This window comes from Paenibacillus sp. Y568 (genome assembly GCF_059445545.1).
The window spans coordinates 84,826-101,583 of the sequence record NZ_JCAIUM010000001.1 but is presented as its reverse complement, the minus strand read 5'-3'; the positions used below and the strand labels follow the sequence as shown (position 1 = coordinate 101,583).

The following is a 16,758-nucleotide window of genomic DNA, read 5'->3' as shown; positions in this document are numbered from 1 at the left end:
GTAAGTGAGTGTAAGAAGGAAAGGGGGCGGTCGTTATGTTTAAACCATTAAAAATTGGAATAACCTGCTATCCATCTCTTGGTGGATCAGGGGTAGTTGCGACAGAACTCGGTAAAATATTAGCTGAGAAGGGCCATCAGGTGCATTTTATTTCTCACAGTATTCCATTCCGACTAGGTACGACTTTTCAGAAAAATATATATTATCATGAAGTGGAAGTTAGCGACTATTATGTATTTCGTTATCCTCCTTATGATTTATCTTTAGCAACTAAGATGGCACAAGTGGCTAAGATGCAGCAACTTGATATTCTCCATGTACATTACGCAGTACCACATGCCGTATGTGCATTTCTTGCAAAACAAATGGTAGGGGAACGATTGAAAGTTGTAACAACGCTCCATGGAACGGATATCACGGTATTAGCACAGGATGAATCGCTTAAGGATCTTATTCGATTAGCTATTAATGAGAGTGATGCTGTAACTGCCGTATCGAACGATCTTATTAAGGAGACTAGAGATGTCTTGGATATTAGCCGTGACATTGATTTGACATATAATTTTGTGGATAAACGAGTGTACTATCCTCGCGATACGACTTCATTACGTGAAGATTTTGCAAATCCAGATGAGAAAATCCTTATGCATATATCGAACTTCCGTCCCGTTAAACGGGTATCAGATGTGGTGGACATTTTTGATAAGGTAAATAAAGTAGTTCCTTCCAAATTGCTATTTGTCGGAGAAGGACCAGATCTGCCCAAAATTCAATGTAAAATTAATGAACTAGGACTCGGTGATAAGGTTCATTTTCTAGGTAAGCAAGACGAAATTGCACATGTCATATCCTTAGCAGATGTCCTACTTCTCCCATCAGCCAAAGAAAGCTTTGGACTGGTAGCATTAGAAGCAATGGCTTGTGGTGTACCAACAGTAGGGTCTGAAGCGGGTGGAATCCCTGAACTTGTTATTCATGGCGAAACAGGGTTCTTAGCTCCTATAGGTGACACGGATCAAATGGCAGATTATACGATTCAGCTATTAACAGATCCAGCATTGTCTGAAAGATTTATAAAGGCGTCTTTAAAACGTGCACGTGAAAGTTTCTGCGATGAATTGATTACGAGACAATATGAAGAGATTTATTACCGTGTATTAGGGCAAGAAGTTCCTTTTGCAGATGAGATGAATAAGGTGTTCAGGTAATAAGTAAGTCGTGAAATAGATGATTATGTATGGTTGGTTGTCAAAATTGTGGGGGCGTTATAAGTGATAAAGTGGGATCATGCAGAAGTGGGTATGGCGGAGCAGAGTGAACACCTTCTAAGGGTTCTGTTGGAACATGGATTTGAAGCCTATTGGGTTGGAGGTTGTGTTCGAGATGAATTGATTGGCCGTCCTGTTCATGATATGGATATGACAACCTCAGCTCTCCCAGAAGAAGTGATCGCTTTATTCGCTCATACCATTCCCACAGGAATGCAGCATGGGACAATAACGGTTATGTTACAAGGGTATGCTTTTGAAGTTACAACCTATCGAACAGAAAGTACATATGAGAATCATCGCCGACCCGACGAAGTTACTTTTGTGAAAGAACTATCGGAGGATCTTAAGCGGCGTGATTTCACGATGAACGCCATAGCGAGAGCTGTGGATGGGTCATATATTGATCCTTTCGGGGGTCAAGAAGATATGAAGAAGCGCATCATTCGATGCGTAGGTGAACCTCTTGAACGATTTGACGAGGATGCGTTACGTATGGTTCGTTGTGTACGATTCGCGTCCGTATTCGAATACTCCATCGCTAAGGAAACTTGGAGAGGATTATTATCTCATCGTAGTAAGCTTGAATATGTTGCGATGGAACGTATACGGGTTGAGATGGAGAAAATGATGAGTGGGAAGAATCCTCTTAGAGGGCTCGAACTCCTTCGTCGTAGTCGTCTGTTGGAATACGCCAAAGTTCCTGTATTAAGTCAGCGATTTAATCGTGATATCGTTATGGGTCTTCATGCATTATCACTTGAACCATCCGGTGTGAAGTGGGCATTACTTCTCTATGCCGGTGGCTTTACATCGATTGAAGCAGGGGAAGTCTTGCGTAAATGGACGTTCAGCAATCAAGAGAAGGATGAAATTTGTAATGTGCTTCAATTGGATGAACAAGTGAAACTTCTTGCTGACAATCAGAACATTGGAACAATCGGTGAAGAATTACGAATATCTTGGATTCGTTTAGTTCTTCGTTATGGTAAGTCTACAGCTAAGAACTGGCTTCAACTTCAAGGCGTTCTTCCAGAGCAACAAAGAATCATACCTGTAGAGTGGTTGAACCTCTTCGCTACATGGAAAGAGCAGATGAAAGTACATCACCTTAAAGAATTGGGCATAACAGGTAGAGAAGTAATACAGGTTAGCCATCTTCCTGCAGGCCCTTGGCTCGGAGAGCTTTTACAACAATTATTACTAACGGTAGCAGCGGGTTCTATACAGAATGATAAAGATTCTTTAATAGAGGAAATAAAGCGGGTGAACAACAAACGTGGCTGAAGAAACCTTATTGAGTATTTTACTTGAGAATTCCAATGATTTCATATCTGGTGAAGAAATGAGTCGCAGATTATCGATTAGCCGCACAGCCGTGTGGAAGCAAATTAATAAGCTCCGAATTCTTGGATATGAATTTGAAGCAGTTTCGAATAAAGGATACCGTATTCTTGCGAGACCAGATTTCCTTGATAAGGTAACTTTGACAAATGCACTGAACACGAAGGTAATGGGTTCGAATCTAGAAATCATAATGAGTACTGGATCTACACAAGAAGAAGCTCGACAAAGAGCTGAATTAGATGCACCTGAGGGTACGCTTATTATTGCTGAAGAACAAACAGGTGGTAAGGGAAGAATGGGCCGAAAGTGGTTCTCTCCAAGTGGTAAAGGGATTTGGATGAGCCTAATTCTTCGACCACAGCAGGCGATAGAATATACTTCTCAGCTCACGCTTCTTACGGGTGTTGCTGTTTGTAGAGCTATTAGGAAGACGACAACGCTACAAGTTGGCATTAAATGGCCCAATGATATTTTGCTGAACCATCGTAAGATCAGTGGTATTTTGCTGGAATCTATCATAGAAGACAAAGTTGTTCGGTATTGTATTGTTGGAATAGGAATTAGTGTGAATGTAGATTCGGAAGATTATCCGGAAGAATTAAGAGATACAGCAACATCGTTAAAAATTGCAAATGGAGCTTCAGTGGATCGTACGATGTTGATTGCTGCTGTTCTAGAAGAATTTGAAATGTTGTACAAGTTATATGATGAGGAAGGCTTCGTTCCAATTGCATCTTTATGGGAAGCACTGTCCGTGACAATCAACCAAGAGGTTATTATTAATACGGTACATGGGCTAAGAGAAGGTGTTGCTATGGGATTAGATCCGAGTGGAGCACTACTTGTAGATATAGGGATGGGGAACATCGTCCCCGTAGTCTCTGGAGATGTCAAACTTAAATAGTGAAAGTTGATACCTTATTTGTTATACTGGTTTTGAGGCGGTACCGATCACGAATCGAACTGCACTTAAGCTAGAAGATTAGATTGAATAGAACTACATCTGTTACATGAATAATATGTAGTGGGTGACGTTGGATTCTGCTCTGAGCCGAAAGGACCGAGACAGAAGGGACGATCGAAAGTGACTCTTTTTTGACTATCGGACCTTTTTAGTGCACATGCTAAAAGGTTTTTTTGTTGTGTTAAATACCAAAGGGTTTTCTAACACAACAGGCCGTTTTTAAGAAGAGAAAGGGGCACATTTATATGCCAAGGAAATCCGCATTAAACATTGTGAAAATGAAAAAAATGAAAGTAGAAGGTACGCCTTTAACCATGGTTACGGCATACGATTATCCTTCTGCGAAATTAACTGAAGAAGCGGAAGTAGATCTCATTCTTGTTGGAGACTCGCTAGGTAATGTGGTCCTAGGGTATAACAGTACAATACCTGTGACATTGGACGACATAGTCTATCACACACGAGCGGTAGCAAGAGGGGCTGAGCATACGTTTATCGTAGCAGACATGCCTTTTATGACGTATCACGGAAGTCTGGATGAGACGTTACGAGGTGTCAGAAGACTGATGCAAGAAGGTTATGCACAAGCCGTCAAGATGGAAGGTGGCATCGAAATTTGTGCTACCGTAGAAGCTGTCGTTAAATCGGGTGTTCCTGTGCTTGGGCATATTGGTTTAACCCCACAATCTGTGAACCAGATTGGTGGATATCGAATTCAAGGGAAAGATCCTGTAGATGCTCAAAGATTGATGAATGAAGCCAAAGCATTAGAAGCTGCGGGTGCATTTGGGATTGTTCTTGAATTGGTAACGGAACAGGTTGCTGAAGCTATCTCCAAAGAATTATCCATTCCGACCATCGGTATTGGTGCAGGGCGATACTGTGATGGACAAGTGCTTGTATTCCATGATGTTTTTCAATATGCATCTCCTTATATAAATAAACGTTTTGTCAAAACATATGGCGATATAGGATCCGTCATCCGTGAAGGGTTAGTCAACTATGTGAAAGATGTGAGAGAACGCTCTTTTCCGTCCGAAGAACATGTGTTTATAGCTGAGGATCACGTGCTGGAGTCTCTTTATGGGAACAGTGCCGCAAAGGTGGAGAAATGATGAAGACCATTCGAAATATAACAGAACTCCGTCAAGAGTTGAACCAATTTAGAGCACAAAGTAATTGGAATGGCACGGTTGGATTAGTTCCTACCATGGGTTTTCTTCATGAAGGTCATGCTAGCTTAATAAGTCGTGCTCGTGATGTAAACAACTTGGTTGTTCTAAGTATTTTTGTGAATCCCATTCAATTTGGACCTGGTGAAGATTATGAGACTTATCCTCGTAATGAAGAGAAAGATGTAACCTTAGCTGAAAGTAAAGGAGTGGATATCGTATTTATTCCCACTGTGGAAGAAATGTATCCCACGCCGACCAAGACAACCATTAGAGTGAGTGAAGTAACACAGTTATTGTGCGGAGCATCTCGTCCAGGGCACTTCGATGGTGTGACTACCGTTGTGAGTAAGTTGTTTCACATTGTACAACCGGATCAAGCCTACTTCGGTTTAAAAGATGCACAACAAGTCGCTGTACTTCAACAGATGGTTCATGATTTAAATATGAATATTGACATTGTTCCTTGTCCTATCGTTCGTGAAGCAGATGGATTGGCACTCAGTTCAAGAAATGTTTATCTAAGCTCAGAAGAACGTAAACAGGCTTTGGTGCTCTCTCGCTCTTTACATGTTGTTATGGATGCATTGAATGATGAAATGGCTGTTAAGACCTCTGTGGTTCGTGAGAAGCTCGTGAATTTAATTGGTGCTTCACCGATGGCTGTTATTGATTATGTTGAGGTGCTAACCTTTCCAGAATTAAATCGTGTGAACGAAGATATTCTGCTGACTGATATCACAGGGCAAATTATCATGGCTGTGGCTGTGAAGTTTGGAAAGACGCGACTTATAGACAATATGTTATTCACTCCAAAGGAGGTATTATCTCTTGTATAGACATATCATGAAGTCCAAGATCCACCGTGCAACGGTCACGGAAGCTAATTTAAATTATGTAGGTAGTATTACCATAGATGAAGATTTAATGGAGTCAGCAGATTTATTTGAGAATGAGAAAGTACAGATTGTAAATAATAACAACGGAGCTCGTCTAGAAACGTATGTGATTCCTGGTCCACGTGGAACTGGCGTTATTTGTCTTAACGGCGCAGCAGCTCGATTAGTTCAACCTGGAGATTCAGTTATTATTATTTCATATGCGATGATTTCTCAAGAGGAACTTGCTTCTCACAAACCTACGGTAGTATTTGTAGATGAGAAGAATCAACCGATTGAGTTAATGGATAAAGAAGTACATGCAACGATTCGCTAATAATTAGGTAAGAGTTCTCAACATATTATGTAATGTATGGGATGGCGCATGAAAAGGACCACTTCAACAAAAAATGAAAGCAGGAAGACGCACTGATTTCATTATGGTTAAGGGTGGGATGCAGGCCATGTTTCAACATGTATTCGCTGAAATGAACCACATGTTAGGGGAAATTGTCAAGCATTACCCAACCGCGCAAGAGTCCCAAAAGCAGCTATTGATTCAAAGATGGAATATGCTTAAGGCCATGAGCGATGGGATAATTGAGGAGTGGTTAGCCTTTGAAGACAAAATGAGTACGTTCCGAGAACATACGGTGCTTCCACCTGTATTTCCTTTAGGGGACACCCCTGAGATGGGAATGGATTCTTTTGTTAGAGGACAGGGTTATTATAAGTTACTGATGTATCGTCAATCTATACAGCAATTTTCTCAGATCGTCTACGATTATCCAGACAGTTTACTTGCTCGGATGTATATTGCGATGGCTCACCTTCATTTGGAGGAAACGACAGAAGCTTTAGAACATTTCCAATGGATTCTTCCACTGGCGGAGCATAAGAAGTTGAAAGCTATGATCTACAATGCATTAGGCTGTATTCAAGCTAAACTTGCGGATACGGGGAAAGCCCAGGAATATTTCACATTAGCCTTACAAAATGATCCGAGCTTACCTGATCCACTTATTAATCTGCAAGTTTGCAATCAAAATCGCGGTCAACTCCAGTATGGAAGTCAGCTCATTTCATTAATTTAGTATTGACTCAAATTAAGGCGATGCCCGTACTTGCGAAAGCGACGGAGTATCGCCTTTTCTTCCGTCCTTTAAAAATGATGGCTTAGCTGGGTCTACTTGATGAATAAATTCTGATCTTCTGTTATGCTGTTAGAGAGACTGGATTGAAGGGAATATTTAAACATGAAATTTGCCGTACTGGACTTTGAAACAACAGGCAACCAGTCCGCCGATGAAATTATTCAAGTTGGACTTGCCATAATCGAAGAAGATCAATCGATATCCCGTGTTTACGGGTCTTATGTTAATCCAGGGATTCCAATCCCGCCATTTATTTCTAATTTAACAGGTATAACCAATAGTGATGTTGAGAACGCTCCTTCTTTAGAAGAGATGATGATGGAGTTAGTTCCCATGCTTGATGATGTGGTATTAGTCGGGCATAATGTTTCGTTTGATTTTAATTTTTTGCAAAATGCACTTGATCGATGTGGTTATTTACCATACAACGGTCGTATACTGGACACGATAGATTTCCTGAAAATCTGTTTCCCATCGTTAACCACTTACCAATTAGGTCTGGTATCTACACAATTTGGTATTCAGCACGATCGACCCCATCAGGCCGACAGTGATGCATTAGCAACAGCGCATGTATTATTGAAATGTCTGGATGAATTGATTAGTTTACCATTGATTACACTTCAAAGGTTGAGTGAGTTATTTGGTGATGAGGATAGTGATTTAGCTTGGTATTTCGATGGTCTATGTCGTGAGAAGGAAAGTGAACCCGCACAGGACCTTGAGAGTCATACCTTTTACCGACAATTGGCTCTAGCCGTAGAAGATTGGATCGATATCTCAACACCGCGTAATGATGCAGATGATAATCCTCTGAAATCCATGGATTTCCCGCAATTCCTTGAGAATATTGAAGAACGGCTTCGAGAAATTATGCCACAATATGAGCCGCGTGAATCACAGAGCATGATGTTTGGTGAAGTGATGAATGCACTTGCGAATGATAAGCATCTTCTAATTGAAGCAGGGACGGGCACTGGGAAATCGTTAGGATACTTAATTCCTGCCATTTATCAGAGTGTGAAAAATGAGCAGAAAGTCATGGTAAGTACACACACCATTAACCTTCAGGAACAATTGAGGGAACGAGATATTCCATTACTGACTCAGGTCGTTCCTTTTCCATTTAAAGCGGCTATTTTCAAAGGGAGACAGCATTATTTGTGTTTGAGAAAATTTGAACATAAAATAAACAAGAGAGACTTCGCTAATCCTAAAGAAGATGTAATCTTAGCCGCACAGATGATTGTATGGTTAGCACAGACGGAGAACGGTGATGATGAAGAACTGAATCTTGGAGGGCGTGGCGGAGATTTCTGGGAAACCGTCTCTAGTGACTCTGATTCATGTCTTGGCCGTGCCTGCCCTTGGTTCCGTAAATGTTATTATCATCGTGCTAAGCATGAAGCGGGAATTGCTGATGTGGTTATTACGAACCACTCTAAGTTATTTACGGATGTTAAAGCTGGACATCAATTATTACCTGCTTATGAGCACTTAGTTATTGATGAAGCACATCATTTAGAAGACGTGGCAGGTAAGCATTTAGGTCTTCATATGAAATATTTCACCGTCGTCCATACACTTACAAGACTGTATAAAGATAATCGTAATGGACAATTTCCAGCGTTAATTCAACAACTTCGTTCTTCACATGATGAAAAGGCTTCGGATTGGATAACTTCCATCGATATATTGAGTGGCGAATTAATTGAAGTGAAGGAGCACTGGGACCGACTGAATGATATGTTGTTTGCTCTTCTTCCCGAGCGAAGTGATGCAGCTCCTGGTGAGACTGGACAATTCGTGCTTCGATTGCAACCTACAAAGAAACCAAAGGATTGGGAACTCTTGTCTGCAATTGAGAATCAAATATACGTAACGCTTGGAGAGGTCATTCGTAAATCGGAGAGAATGTTGAACGACATTAAAGAACTAGACGATTTCAACTCAGATAGTCTGATAACGGACATAAGCGGTCTGATTAAGGATTTATCGAGTGAACGCGAAGATCTTCACATGTTCATGGCGCTTAACGATTTAGGCAATGTTTACTGGATGGAGGCTAATGGACATTTCCGTAGCAAATCTCTACAATTGTATGCCGTGCCTGTCGATGTAAGCAAGCAGTTGAAGGAAGTGTTCTTCGATAAAAAGAAGAGTATTATTCTAACTTCAGCAACGTTATCTATCGAGAAATCCTTTCAGTATATGATTGAAAATCTAGGCTTACAAGAAGCATCAGATCAAGGTCGACTTGTAACAGTTCAGCTACCTTCGCCTTTTCGATATCGTGATCAGGCATTGCTCGTGATTCCACGTGACTTTCCAAGTGTTAAGGGAAGTGTAGGAGATGCTCTTTTTGTAGAGACGCTGGTGAAGTCGTTAGCTGACACAGCTATAGCTACGCATGGACGTATGTTAGTGTTATTCACATCCTATCGCATGCTTCGTCAAGTTTATGAACCATTACGTAATGAACTGTCTTCAAGTGATATAACGATACTCGGCCAAGGTGTTGATACTGGAAGTCGAAGCAAGTTGATTCGTCGTTTTCAAGACAGTAGTGCATCGGTACTGTTAGGAACAAGTAGCTTCTGGGAAGGTGTCGATATTCCCGGTGAAGCACTGACTTGTTTGGCCATTGTTCGACTACCATTTCAGCCACCGAACCATCCTTTGGTTGAAGCAAAGAGTGAACTTCTTAAGCAACAAAAGAAAAATCCATTCATGAAACTGTCGGTTCCGCAAGCGGTCATTCGGTTCAAACAAGGATTTGGTCGGTTAGTGCGTACTGCGAATGATAGGGGGATTGTAATCGTATATGATACGCGAGTAATCGAATCATATTACGGCAAACATTTCCTGTATTCATTACCTGGTCCTAAGATGGAGCATATGCCGACCAATCAAATGGTTCCACGGATTTCGGAGTGGTTAAGTGAAAGGGATCCTTCTTGAAGAAGGATCCTAAAGAGTTAATAATTAGGGGGAGCAAGAATGAAATCTGAAAAAATTTCAGAAGCTGTTGTACGCAGATTACCTGTATATCTGCGTTATCTTTCAGATCTTCAGAGACGTGAAGTAGCCACTGTCTCTTCACAGGAGTTAGGTCAAAAACTCGATTTGAATCCTGCACAAATTCGTAAAGATCTCGCTTATTTTGGAGACTTCGGACGTAAAGGTATAGGATATGACGTGGCCTATTTGATTGAGAAGATTGGTCATATCCTGAATCTCGATCAACAAATCAATGTGGTTCTAATAGGTGCAGGTAATCTTGGTCATGCTTTATCCAATTACAATGCTTATCTAAAGGAAAATTTAAAGATTATCGCTGTTTTTGATTCGTATGCTCCCAAGGTAGGTTCCGTTATTAATACGTTAAAGGTCCAACCTATGGAGGATCTAGTGGATACCATTAAGCAACAAAATATAAGAATAGGTATTATTACGGTTCCAGAAACAGAAGCACAGCATGTTGCAGATAAGTTAATAGAAGCTGGGATTAAGGCGATTTTGAATTTTGCACCTGTTGTGTTGAAAGCTCCAGCGGATGTTCGTATTCATGCAGCTGATTTCACAACGGATATGCTTAGTCTTGCTTATTATTTGGATAATGGAAAGGAAGAATCACATGACAGTGAACAATCAAACACAGAAATGGATCATTAAGAATGGTACGTTTGCTGTTCTGAATAATGAACAATCCGTTGTAAAGGGCTATATGCTTATTGAAGATGACCTTATAACGTATATTGGCGAGGACAAACCAGCTGATTCTGATCATATCCCCGTCGTTGATGGTACGCATCTTCTATTTTTACCTGGACTTGTGAATACACATGGACATGCGGCGATGTCATTACTAAGAGGTTATGGTGATGATTTAGCTCTCCAAGTGTGGTTGCAGGAAAAAATGTGGCCAATGGAGGAGAAGTTTACCTCAAAAGATGTTTATTGGGGATCATCGCTCTCTGTATTGGAAATGTTAAAAGGTGGAACAACTACTTTTCTAGACATGTATGATCATATGGATCAAGTCGCTAAAGTAGTGCAAGAATCGGGTATTCGTGCGGTACTAACAAGAGGTGTTATTGGGTTCTGTTCAGAAGAAATGCAACAACATAAACTTCAAGAAGCGATTGCCTTTGCAAAAGATTGGAACGGTCAAGCAGAAGGACGTATTACTACGATGATGTCCCCGCACGCGCCTTACACATGTCCTCCATCCTTTTTTGAGAAGTTTGTACAGGCAGCGCATGATCTAGATCTTCCGATGCATACACACATGTCTGAGACGCTGAGTGAAGTGGCACAGAATGTGACTGATTATGGTCTTAGACCTGTTCAACATTTAGAGAAACTCGGCATGTTCACACGTCCATCTCTTGTCGCTCATGGTGTACATTTGACAGATGAAGAAATTGACATATTAGCTGCCCATCAAGTGGGCGTGTCACATAACCCAGGAAGCAACTTGAAGCTAGCAAGTGGTATTGCACGGGTCACAGATCTATTGAAGGCAGGCGTAACTGTATCCTTAGGAACAGATGGTCCAGCGAGCAATAACAATTTAGATATGTTTGAAGAAATGCGTCTAGCAGCGCTTATTCACAAAGGTATTTCAGGAGATCCAACAGCAATTCCTGCTGCTGAAGCACTTCGAATGGGTACTAGTTATGGAGCCAAATCTCTATTTCTAGAAAACATAGGTAGATTGGCACCAGGTATGAAAGCAGACTTTATCGCATTAAATACCGATCAGGCTCATTTCCTACCACATACAGACTTCATCTCACATTCCATTTACTCTGCAAGTAGTAAAGATGTAGAGCATGTGTGGGTTAACGGCAAACAAGTTGTAAAGAATGGGGCTTGTCTTACTATGGATGAAGAGCGGATTCATCGTGAAGCTCAGTCATCTTTTGAAGGCTTATTAAACCGCTAAGATGATAGGCTATTCCTGATGAAAGGAAGTTCAGGTTGAAGAAGAACAAGAAGAGATGGATTTTACTAGGAATTGCAATCTGTGTGGTTGTATTGTTTGGACTCTATCGTTATTACATATATGTTATGAAGGACCAATGGAGCCAGGAAGACATCGCTATTACAGCAGCAAAGAAACAAACCGAATTAGTGAAAGTCACAAAAACGGACAAATCGGTGTGGGATAATGTAGTCTGGGTCATCGAAGGTAAAAATAAGGATGATCAAGCTCTTATCGTGTGGGTTCCATTCACAGATGAGTACAACGTAGACGAAACATCTGGGTCTGTGCATAGCGAATTTATAAAGGATGGATTATCTGAAAGACAGATTACTGCTATTATTCAGAGTGATCTTCCAAACATTGATGAGATTCGTTTACAGCTCGGGTTGTTTCATGGGACCCCTGTGTGGCAACTCTTTTACAAAGAGAAAGATCATTACTACTATCGATTCTATAGATTCAGTGATGGAACACAATTAGGAGAACAATATACATTACCCAATCGATAAAAATGACGATTCACCAAATAAAAGCTGACGAAATTATTCTATAAAGAATGATTCTTTCGTCAGTTTTTTTTGAATATTCACATAGAATTTTAAATATATCCATAATTTTTCGACGAAATAGTATATTCAATGTGATATACTAATTTGTGTACTAGCGGTATACGTAATTGTATATCAATTCAATTAAATCATAAGTAATTTAGACATCTATGGATATTGAAGGAGGCTGTTATATGAAGTTAAGAGTAATGCCAATTGCATTGACAGTTGTTATCGCAAGTTCGCTTTTGTTTGGCGGATGGTTTGTTCATAAACAAGTTACTCTTCAGAGTCCTCTACAAAAAATAGTGACAGATTATGACGGAGTGAATAATGCTCAATTAGATATTACCCGCGATGAGGTCGTAGTGAAACTAGATATTAAACCAGGAACTCGGTTACCAGGATTAGTTCATGAATTAATGACTGAAGGCAAATCTATCGTTGGTAAACGGTCACTTCAATTGGATGTTGTTGATCACTCGACGGAAACCATCGATGATTTCTGGGATCAGGCTATGTTCCCAGTGGCAGAGGCGATGGAGAATAAACGTTATACAGAGATTGTAGATAAATTGAAGGAAATGGAAAAAAGTTCGCCCGTGAAAGTGACAACTGAAATGGATGATACGAATGTATATATTAATTTAACTGAGGGAGAAGCAAGTAAATTCATCATTTTACCTCGTGATCCAGCAGTTCTGGGGGTGTGGAGTAATGCCTAAATTGTTGAAAGAAATAGTGATAGGTTTCGTACCCGTACTTCTTGTTTTTCTTGTATTTATCGGAGTGAATATTATTCCAATACTACTCGCAGTAGGAATTGTGGCAGGAGTTCTATTGTTGTCTAATGTTAAGGGTGGACTTGCTGTAGGTGCTGCAGGTGATCGTAAGCGTAAGAAAAAAGGACCAGATAAGCTCACTTTTAATGAAATTGGAGGTCAGGAACATCCCAAAGAGGAATTGATGGAAGCCCTCAACTTTCTTATTAGACATGAAGAAATTCAGAAATTTGGGATTCGTCCTCTGAAGGGAATTCTACTTACGGGACCTCCGGGAACAGGTAAGACCTTGCTTGCAAAAGCGGCTAGTCATTATACAGACTCCGTGTTTGTTGCAGCAGCAGGAAGTGAGTTTGTCGAAATGTATGTTGGTGTGGGTGCTGGAAGAATTCGTGATTTATTCCGTGATGCACGTAATCGTGCAACCAAGGAGAATAAGACCAGTGCCGTAATATTTATTGATGAGATCGATGTTATAGGAGGTAAGCGTGAGGGTGGACAACAGCGCGAGTATGACCAGACACTTAATCAATTATTAACAGAAATGGATGGCATATATAATTCCGACACTCCAAGAATACTTCTTATCGCAGCTACCAATCGTAAGGAAATGTTGGATAGTGCTCTTCTTCGTCCAGGTCGATTCGATCGGCATATACAAGTGGACCTGCCGGATAAGAAAGGGCGTAAACATATATTGGAAATTCATGCAAAGAACAAGCCTATACATGCAGAAGCTAGTATGGATAAAATTGCTGAAGAATCTTATGGATTCTCTGGTGCTCAACTTGAGAGTGTTATGAATGAAGCTGCGATTTATATGATGAGAGAGAGTAAAGTTGAGATCGAACAACGTCATATGTCGATGGCTATTGATAAAGTTATGATGGGTGAGAAAACGGATCGAGAGTCGACTCAGGAAGAGAAAAAGAGAGTCGCTATTCATGAATTAGGACATGCGATCATGGCTGAAATCGTTCGTCCAGGAAGCGTTAGTCAAGTGGCACTTAGTCCACGTGGTCAAGCTCTTGGATATGTTCGTCATAATCCACAAGAAGAACAATACCTCTATACCAAGACATTTCTAGAAGAGCAAATTATGATTGCCCTTGGTGGAGCTGCTTCGGAAGAAATGTACTATGGAGGTCGAAGCACAGGATCTAGTAATGACTTTGAGCAGGCCCTAAATATTGTACAAACAATGATGAAGTCTGGACTCACATCTTTAGGCATTATAAGTATGGAAATGGTAACGAAAGCTGAGTTAATGAAGGAGAATAATGCCATTTTAGAACAGCTTATGGAACGTACAAAAAGTACACTGGAACAGCATCGCAATATCTTTGATCAATCCCTAAATATCTTGCTTTTAGAGGAAAATCTTTCCGGCGAGCAATTTCGATGTCTATTTCGTGAAACTTCACTTTTACCAGCATAAATTATGATGCTGGTTATTTTTTTTTACTTTTGTTCCGTGCTAAGATATTATTATATGTTGGAGTGAGAATAATGTATTTTTCTAATGAAGGGTACAATATTGATTATCAGACACAGAAAGGGAGTTGGCATACCGTATGTTATTCAAGAAAATTGGTGTCATCGGCGGTGGCACGATGGGACAAGGAATCGCTGAAATGCTTGCTGCAAAGGGCATTGATGTATTATTAGTTGAGAAATCTGAAGAAAAATTAGATTATTCTTATAATATGATTGAATTGAATCTCGACAAACAGCTTGAAAAATGGGGGATCACACAAGCGGAGAAGAAGCTTATTCTTAGCAGAATCGAGAAAGTGGTTCATTTCGCTGAGCTAGGTACCTGTGATATGGTCATTGAGACTATTTCTGAAGATATTGAAGCAAAAAAACAAGTATTCGCTCAATTGGATCAAGTATGTCCTAATAATATAATTCTTGCCAGTAACACATCAACACTAAGTTTAACGGAACTTGCAAGTTCTACGATATATCCTGAACGTGTCATTGGAATGCATTTCATTCACCCGGTTGGAAAAGTAGATCTAGTTGAAATCATCCGTGGATTGAAAACCTCAGATATCACATTCTTGGAAACGAAGAAATTTGTAGAAGAAGTGGTGGATAAAAAGGGTATCATGATTTATGAATCTCCTGGATTCGTAACGTCACGATTAATCTGTTTGCTAATTAACGAAGCACTTCATACCCTTCAAGAAGGCGTTGCTTCTGCTGAAGATATCGATGATGCGATGCGTATTGGATATCAATTCCAGAATGGTCCTTTAGAAATGGCAGACCGTTTCGGACTTGATTCTGTACTTGCAGCTCTTGAAAGAATGTTCCGTGAATTTGGTGAATTGAAATATCGTCCTTCCACCATCCTTAAGAAGATGGTTCGTGCAGGGCATCTAGGTGTTAAAACAGGCGAAGGATTCTTCAAGTATGACAAGGATGGTGACCGGGTATGAAAGTATTAGTAATTAACTCAGGAAGTTCTTCTTTGAAATATCAATTGTATGATATGACAAACGAATCTGTACTGGCTAAAGGTCTTGTAGAACGAATTGGAATGGATTCCTCCATTCTGACTCATAAACCTACTGGAGGTCAGGAAATAACGGAAGTTAAAGAGATTTTGGAACATAATACGGCTATTCGTAAAGTATTATCTATGTTAACCGATCCAGAACATGGCGTAATTAAGTCCATCGATGAGATTCAAGCTGTTGGTCATCGCGTGGTTCATGGAGGCGAATCCTTTAAAGCATCTGCCCTTGTTGATGGCCCTGCGAAATCGGAGATTCGTCGTTTGTTCGACCTAGCACCACTTCACAATCCAGCAGCAATGATGGGGATTAATGCAGCAGAAATTAATATGCCAGGTATCCCTCAAGTTGTTGCATTCGATACTGCTTTCCATCAAGCTATGCCTGAGAAGGCATATTTGTATGCTATTCCTAAAGTTTTTTACAATAAGTACAAAGTTCGTCGCTATGGTGCGCACGGAACATCGCATGAATATGTTAGTCAGGTTGCAGCTGAATTCTTGGGTCAGCCTATAGAGGATTTGAAGATTATTACTTGTCATATCGGTAACGGAGGAAGTTTAACTGCCGTTGCAGGTGGTAAATCAATCGATACTTCAATGGGTATGACACCTCTAGAAGGTTTGATGATGGGAACACGCAGTGGTGACCTTGATCCTGCGATTGTACCATTTGTTATGAATAAGGAAGATTTGACTGTGAATGAAGTGAACTCCATGCTTAATAAGCATAGTGGACTTCTAGCGATATCTGGAATAAGCAGTGACATGAGAGAAATTACAGACGGTATGGCAGAAGGCGATCCGAATTGCACACTGGCATTTGAAATGTATGAATACCGTTTGCGTAAATATATTGGTTCTTATGCTGCAGCTATGAATGGTGTCGATGTGATCGTATTTACAGCTGGTATTGGTGAGAACTCTATTGTTGTTCGTGAGAAAGTATGCGAGAATTTAACTTACCTTGGCGTGGAGGTTGATGATGCACTGAATGCTATTCGTTCTGGTGAACCACGATTGATCTCGACAAATAATTCCAAAGTAAAAGTGATGGTTATTCCAACCAATGAAGAATTGGTTATTGCGCGTGATACGTATCGCATTGTTAACGAAATAGAATAGCTT

Annotated in this window: 15 protein-coding genes; all 15 read left to right on the top strand. The window is 40.4% G+C overall.

Going from position 1 to position 16,758, the window contains the following annotated elements:
* Window positions 1–35 precede the first annotated feature (35 nt).
* The 15 genes from bshA (at window position 36) to AC1D7X_RS00360 (ending at window position 16,755) form a co-directional block, all read left to right on the top strand.
* Complete coding sequence (gene bshA / locus AC1D7X_RS00430) at window positions 36–1,208, top strand: N-acetyl-alpha-D-glucosaminyl L-malate synthase BshA (protein ID WP_495454576.1); 1,173 nt, start codon at window positions 36–38, stop codon at window positions 1,206–1,208.
* A 63-nt stretch (window positions 1,209–1,271) separates the two neighbouring features.
* Window positions 1,272–2,555 (top strand): CCA tRNA nucleotidyltransferase, encoded by a 1,284-nt coding sequence (locus AC1D7X_RS00425; protein WP_495454577.1) that lies wholly within the window; start codon window positions 1,272–1,274, stop codon window positions 2,553–2,555.
* Window positions 2,548–3,519, top strand: a complete 972-nt coding sequence (locus AC1D7X_RS00420; RefSeq protein ID WP_495474440.1) for a biotin--[acetyl-CoA-carboxylase] ligase — start codon at window positions 2,548–2,550, stop codon at window positions 3,517–3,519. Before AC1D7X_RS00425 ends, AC1D7X_RS00420 begins: the two co-directional genes overlap by 8 nt.
* A 305-nt stretch (window positions 3,520–3,824) precedes the next feature.
* Entirely contained in the window at window positions 3,825–4,694 is an 870-nt protein-coding gene (panB, locus tag AC1D7X_RS00415; RefSeq protein ID WP_495454579.1) for a 3-methyl-2-oxobutanoate hydroxymethyltransferase, read from the top strand.
* Window positions 4,694–5,590, top strand: a complete 897-nt coding sequence (panC, locus tag AC1D7X_RS00410) for a pantoate--beta-alanine ligase (protein ID WP_495454749.1) — start codon at window positions 4,694–4,696, stop codon at window positions 5,588–5,590. The genes panB and panC overlap by 1 nt, the downstream gene beginning before the upstream one ends.
* Window positions 5,583–5,966 (top strand): aspartate 1-decarboxylase, encoded by a 384-nt coding sequence (panD, locus tag AC1D7X_RS00405; RefSeq protein ID WP_495454580.1) that lies wholly within the window; start codon window positions 5,583–5,585, stop codon window positions 5,964–5,966. Before panC ends, panD begins: the two co-directional genes overlap by 8 nt.
* Window positions 5,967–6,093: 127 nt before the next feature.
* Window positions 6,094–6,723, top strand: coding sequence for a tetratricopeptide repeat protein (locus tag AC1D7X_RS00400; protein ID WP_495454750.1), 630 nt, complete (start codon window positions 6,094–6,096; stop codon window positions 6,721–6,723).
* Window positions 6,724–6,885: 162 nt separating this feature from the next.
* Window positions 6,886–9,744, top strand: a complete 2,859-nt coding sequence (dinG, locus tag AC1D7X_RS00395) for an ATP-dependent DNA helicase DinG (protein ID WP_495474439.1) — start codon at window positions 6,886–6,888, stop codon at window positions 9,742–9,744.
* Between the two features lie 39 nt (window positions 9,745–9,783).
* Window positions 9,784–10,458: a redox-sensing transcriptional repressor Rex gene (locus AC1D7X_RS00390; protein ID WP_495454582.1), complete on the top strand. Its 675-nt coding sequence runs from the start codon at window positions 9,784–9,786 to the stop codon at window positions 10,456–10,458.
* Complete coding sequence (locus AC1D7X_RS00385) at window positions 10,421–11,734, top strand: amidohydrolase (RefSeq protein ID WP_495454583.1); 1,314 nt, start codon at window positions 10,421–10,423, stop codon at window positions 11,732–11,734. The genes AC1D7X_RS00390 and AC1D7X_RS00385 overlap by 38 nt, the downstream gene beginning before the upstream one ends.
* Before the next feature lie 35 nt (window positions 11,735–11,769).
* Window positions 11,770–12,285: a cell wall elongation regulator TseB-like domain-containing protein gene (locus AC1D7X_RS00380; RefSeq protein WP_495454584.1), complete on the top strand. Its 516-nt coding sequence runs from the start codon at window positions 11,770–11,772 to the stop codon at window positions 12,283–12,285.
* 233 nt (window positions 12,286–12,518) lie between these two features.
* A complete protein-coding gene (locus AC1D7X_RS00375; protein ID WP_495454585.1) occupies window positions 12,519–13,049 on the top strand; it encodes a hypothetical protein in 531 nt (176 codons plus the stop codon).
* Window positions 13,042–14,544 carry an AAA family ATPase gene (locus tag AC1D7X_RS00370; RefSeq protein WP_495454586.1) on the top strand — a complete coding sequence of 501 codons (1,503 nt, stop codon included), beginning with the start codon at window positions 13,042–13,044 and terminating at the stop codon, window positions 14,542–14,544. Before AC1D7X_RS00375 ends, AC1D7X_RS00370 begins: the two co-directional genes overlap by 8 nt.
* Before the next feature lie 136 nt (window positions 14,545–14,680).
* A complete protein-coding gene (locus AC1D7X_RS00365) occupies window positions 14,681–15,553 on the top strand; it encodes a 3-hydroxyacyl-CoA dehydrogenase family protein (protein ID WP_495454587.1) in 873 nt (290 codons plus the stop codon).
* A complete protein-coding gene (locus AC1D7X_RS00360) occupies window positions 15,550–16,755 on the top strand; it encodes an acetate/propionate family kinase (RefSeq protein WP_495454588.1) in 1,206 nt (401 codons plus the stop codon). Before AC1D7X_RS00365 ends, AC1D7X_RS00360 begins: the two co-directional genes overlap by 4 nt.
* Window positions 16,756–16,758: the final 3 nt, after the last annotated feature.

Excerpts from the sequence above, each read along its gene's own strand:
- bshA (WP_495454576.1), top strand. The coding sequence starts at position 36 with ATGTTTAAACCATTAAAAATTGGAATAACCTGCTATCCATCTCTTGGT.
- panB (WP_495454579.1), top strand. The coding sequence starts at position 3,825 with ATGCCAAGGAAATCCGCATTAAACATTGTGAAAATGAAAAAAATGAAA.
- panC (WP_495454749.1), top strand. The coding sequence starts at position 4,694 with ATGAAGACCATTCGAAATATAACAGAACTCCGTCAAGAGTTGAACCAA.
- AC1D7X_RS00400 (WP_495454750.1), top strand. The coding sequence starts at position 6,094 with ATGTTTCAACATGTATTCGCTGAAATGAACCACATGTTAGGGGAAATT.
- dinG (WP_495474439.1), top strand. The coding sequence starts at position 6,886 with ATGAAATTTGCCGTACTGGACTTTGAAACAACAGGCAACCAGTCCGCC.
- AC1D7X_RS00390 (WP_495454582.1), top strand. The coding sequence starts at position 9,784 with ATGAAATCTGAAAAAATTTCAGAAGCTGTTGTACGCAGATTACCTGTA.
- AC1D7X_RS00385 (WP_495454583.1), top strand. The coding sequence starts at position 10,421 with ATGACAGTGAACAATCAAACACAGAAATGGATCATTAAGAATGGTACG.
- AC1D7X_RS00375 (WP_495454585.1), top strand. The coding sequence starts at position 12,519 with ATGAAGTTAAGAGTAATGCCAATTGCATTGACAGTTGTTATCGCAAGT.
- AC1D7X_RS00370 (WP_495454586.1), top strand. The coding sequence starts at position 13,042 with ATGCCTAAATTGTTGAAAGAAATAGTGATAGGTTTCGTACCCGTACTT.
- AC1D7X_RS00365 (WP_495454587.1), top strand. The coding sequence starts at position 14,681 with ATGTTATTCAAGAAAATTGGTGTCATCGGCGGTGGCACGATGGGACAA.
- AC1D7X_RS00360 (WP_495454588.1), top strand. The coding sequence starts at position 15,550 with ATGAAAGTATTAGTAATTAACTCAGGAAGTTCTTCTTTGAAATATCAA.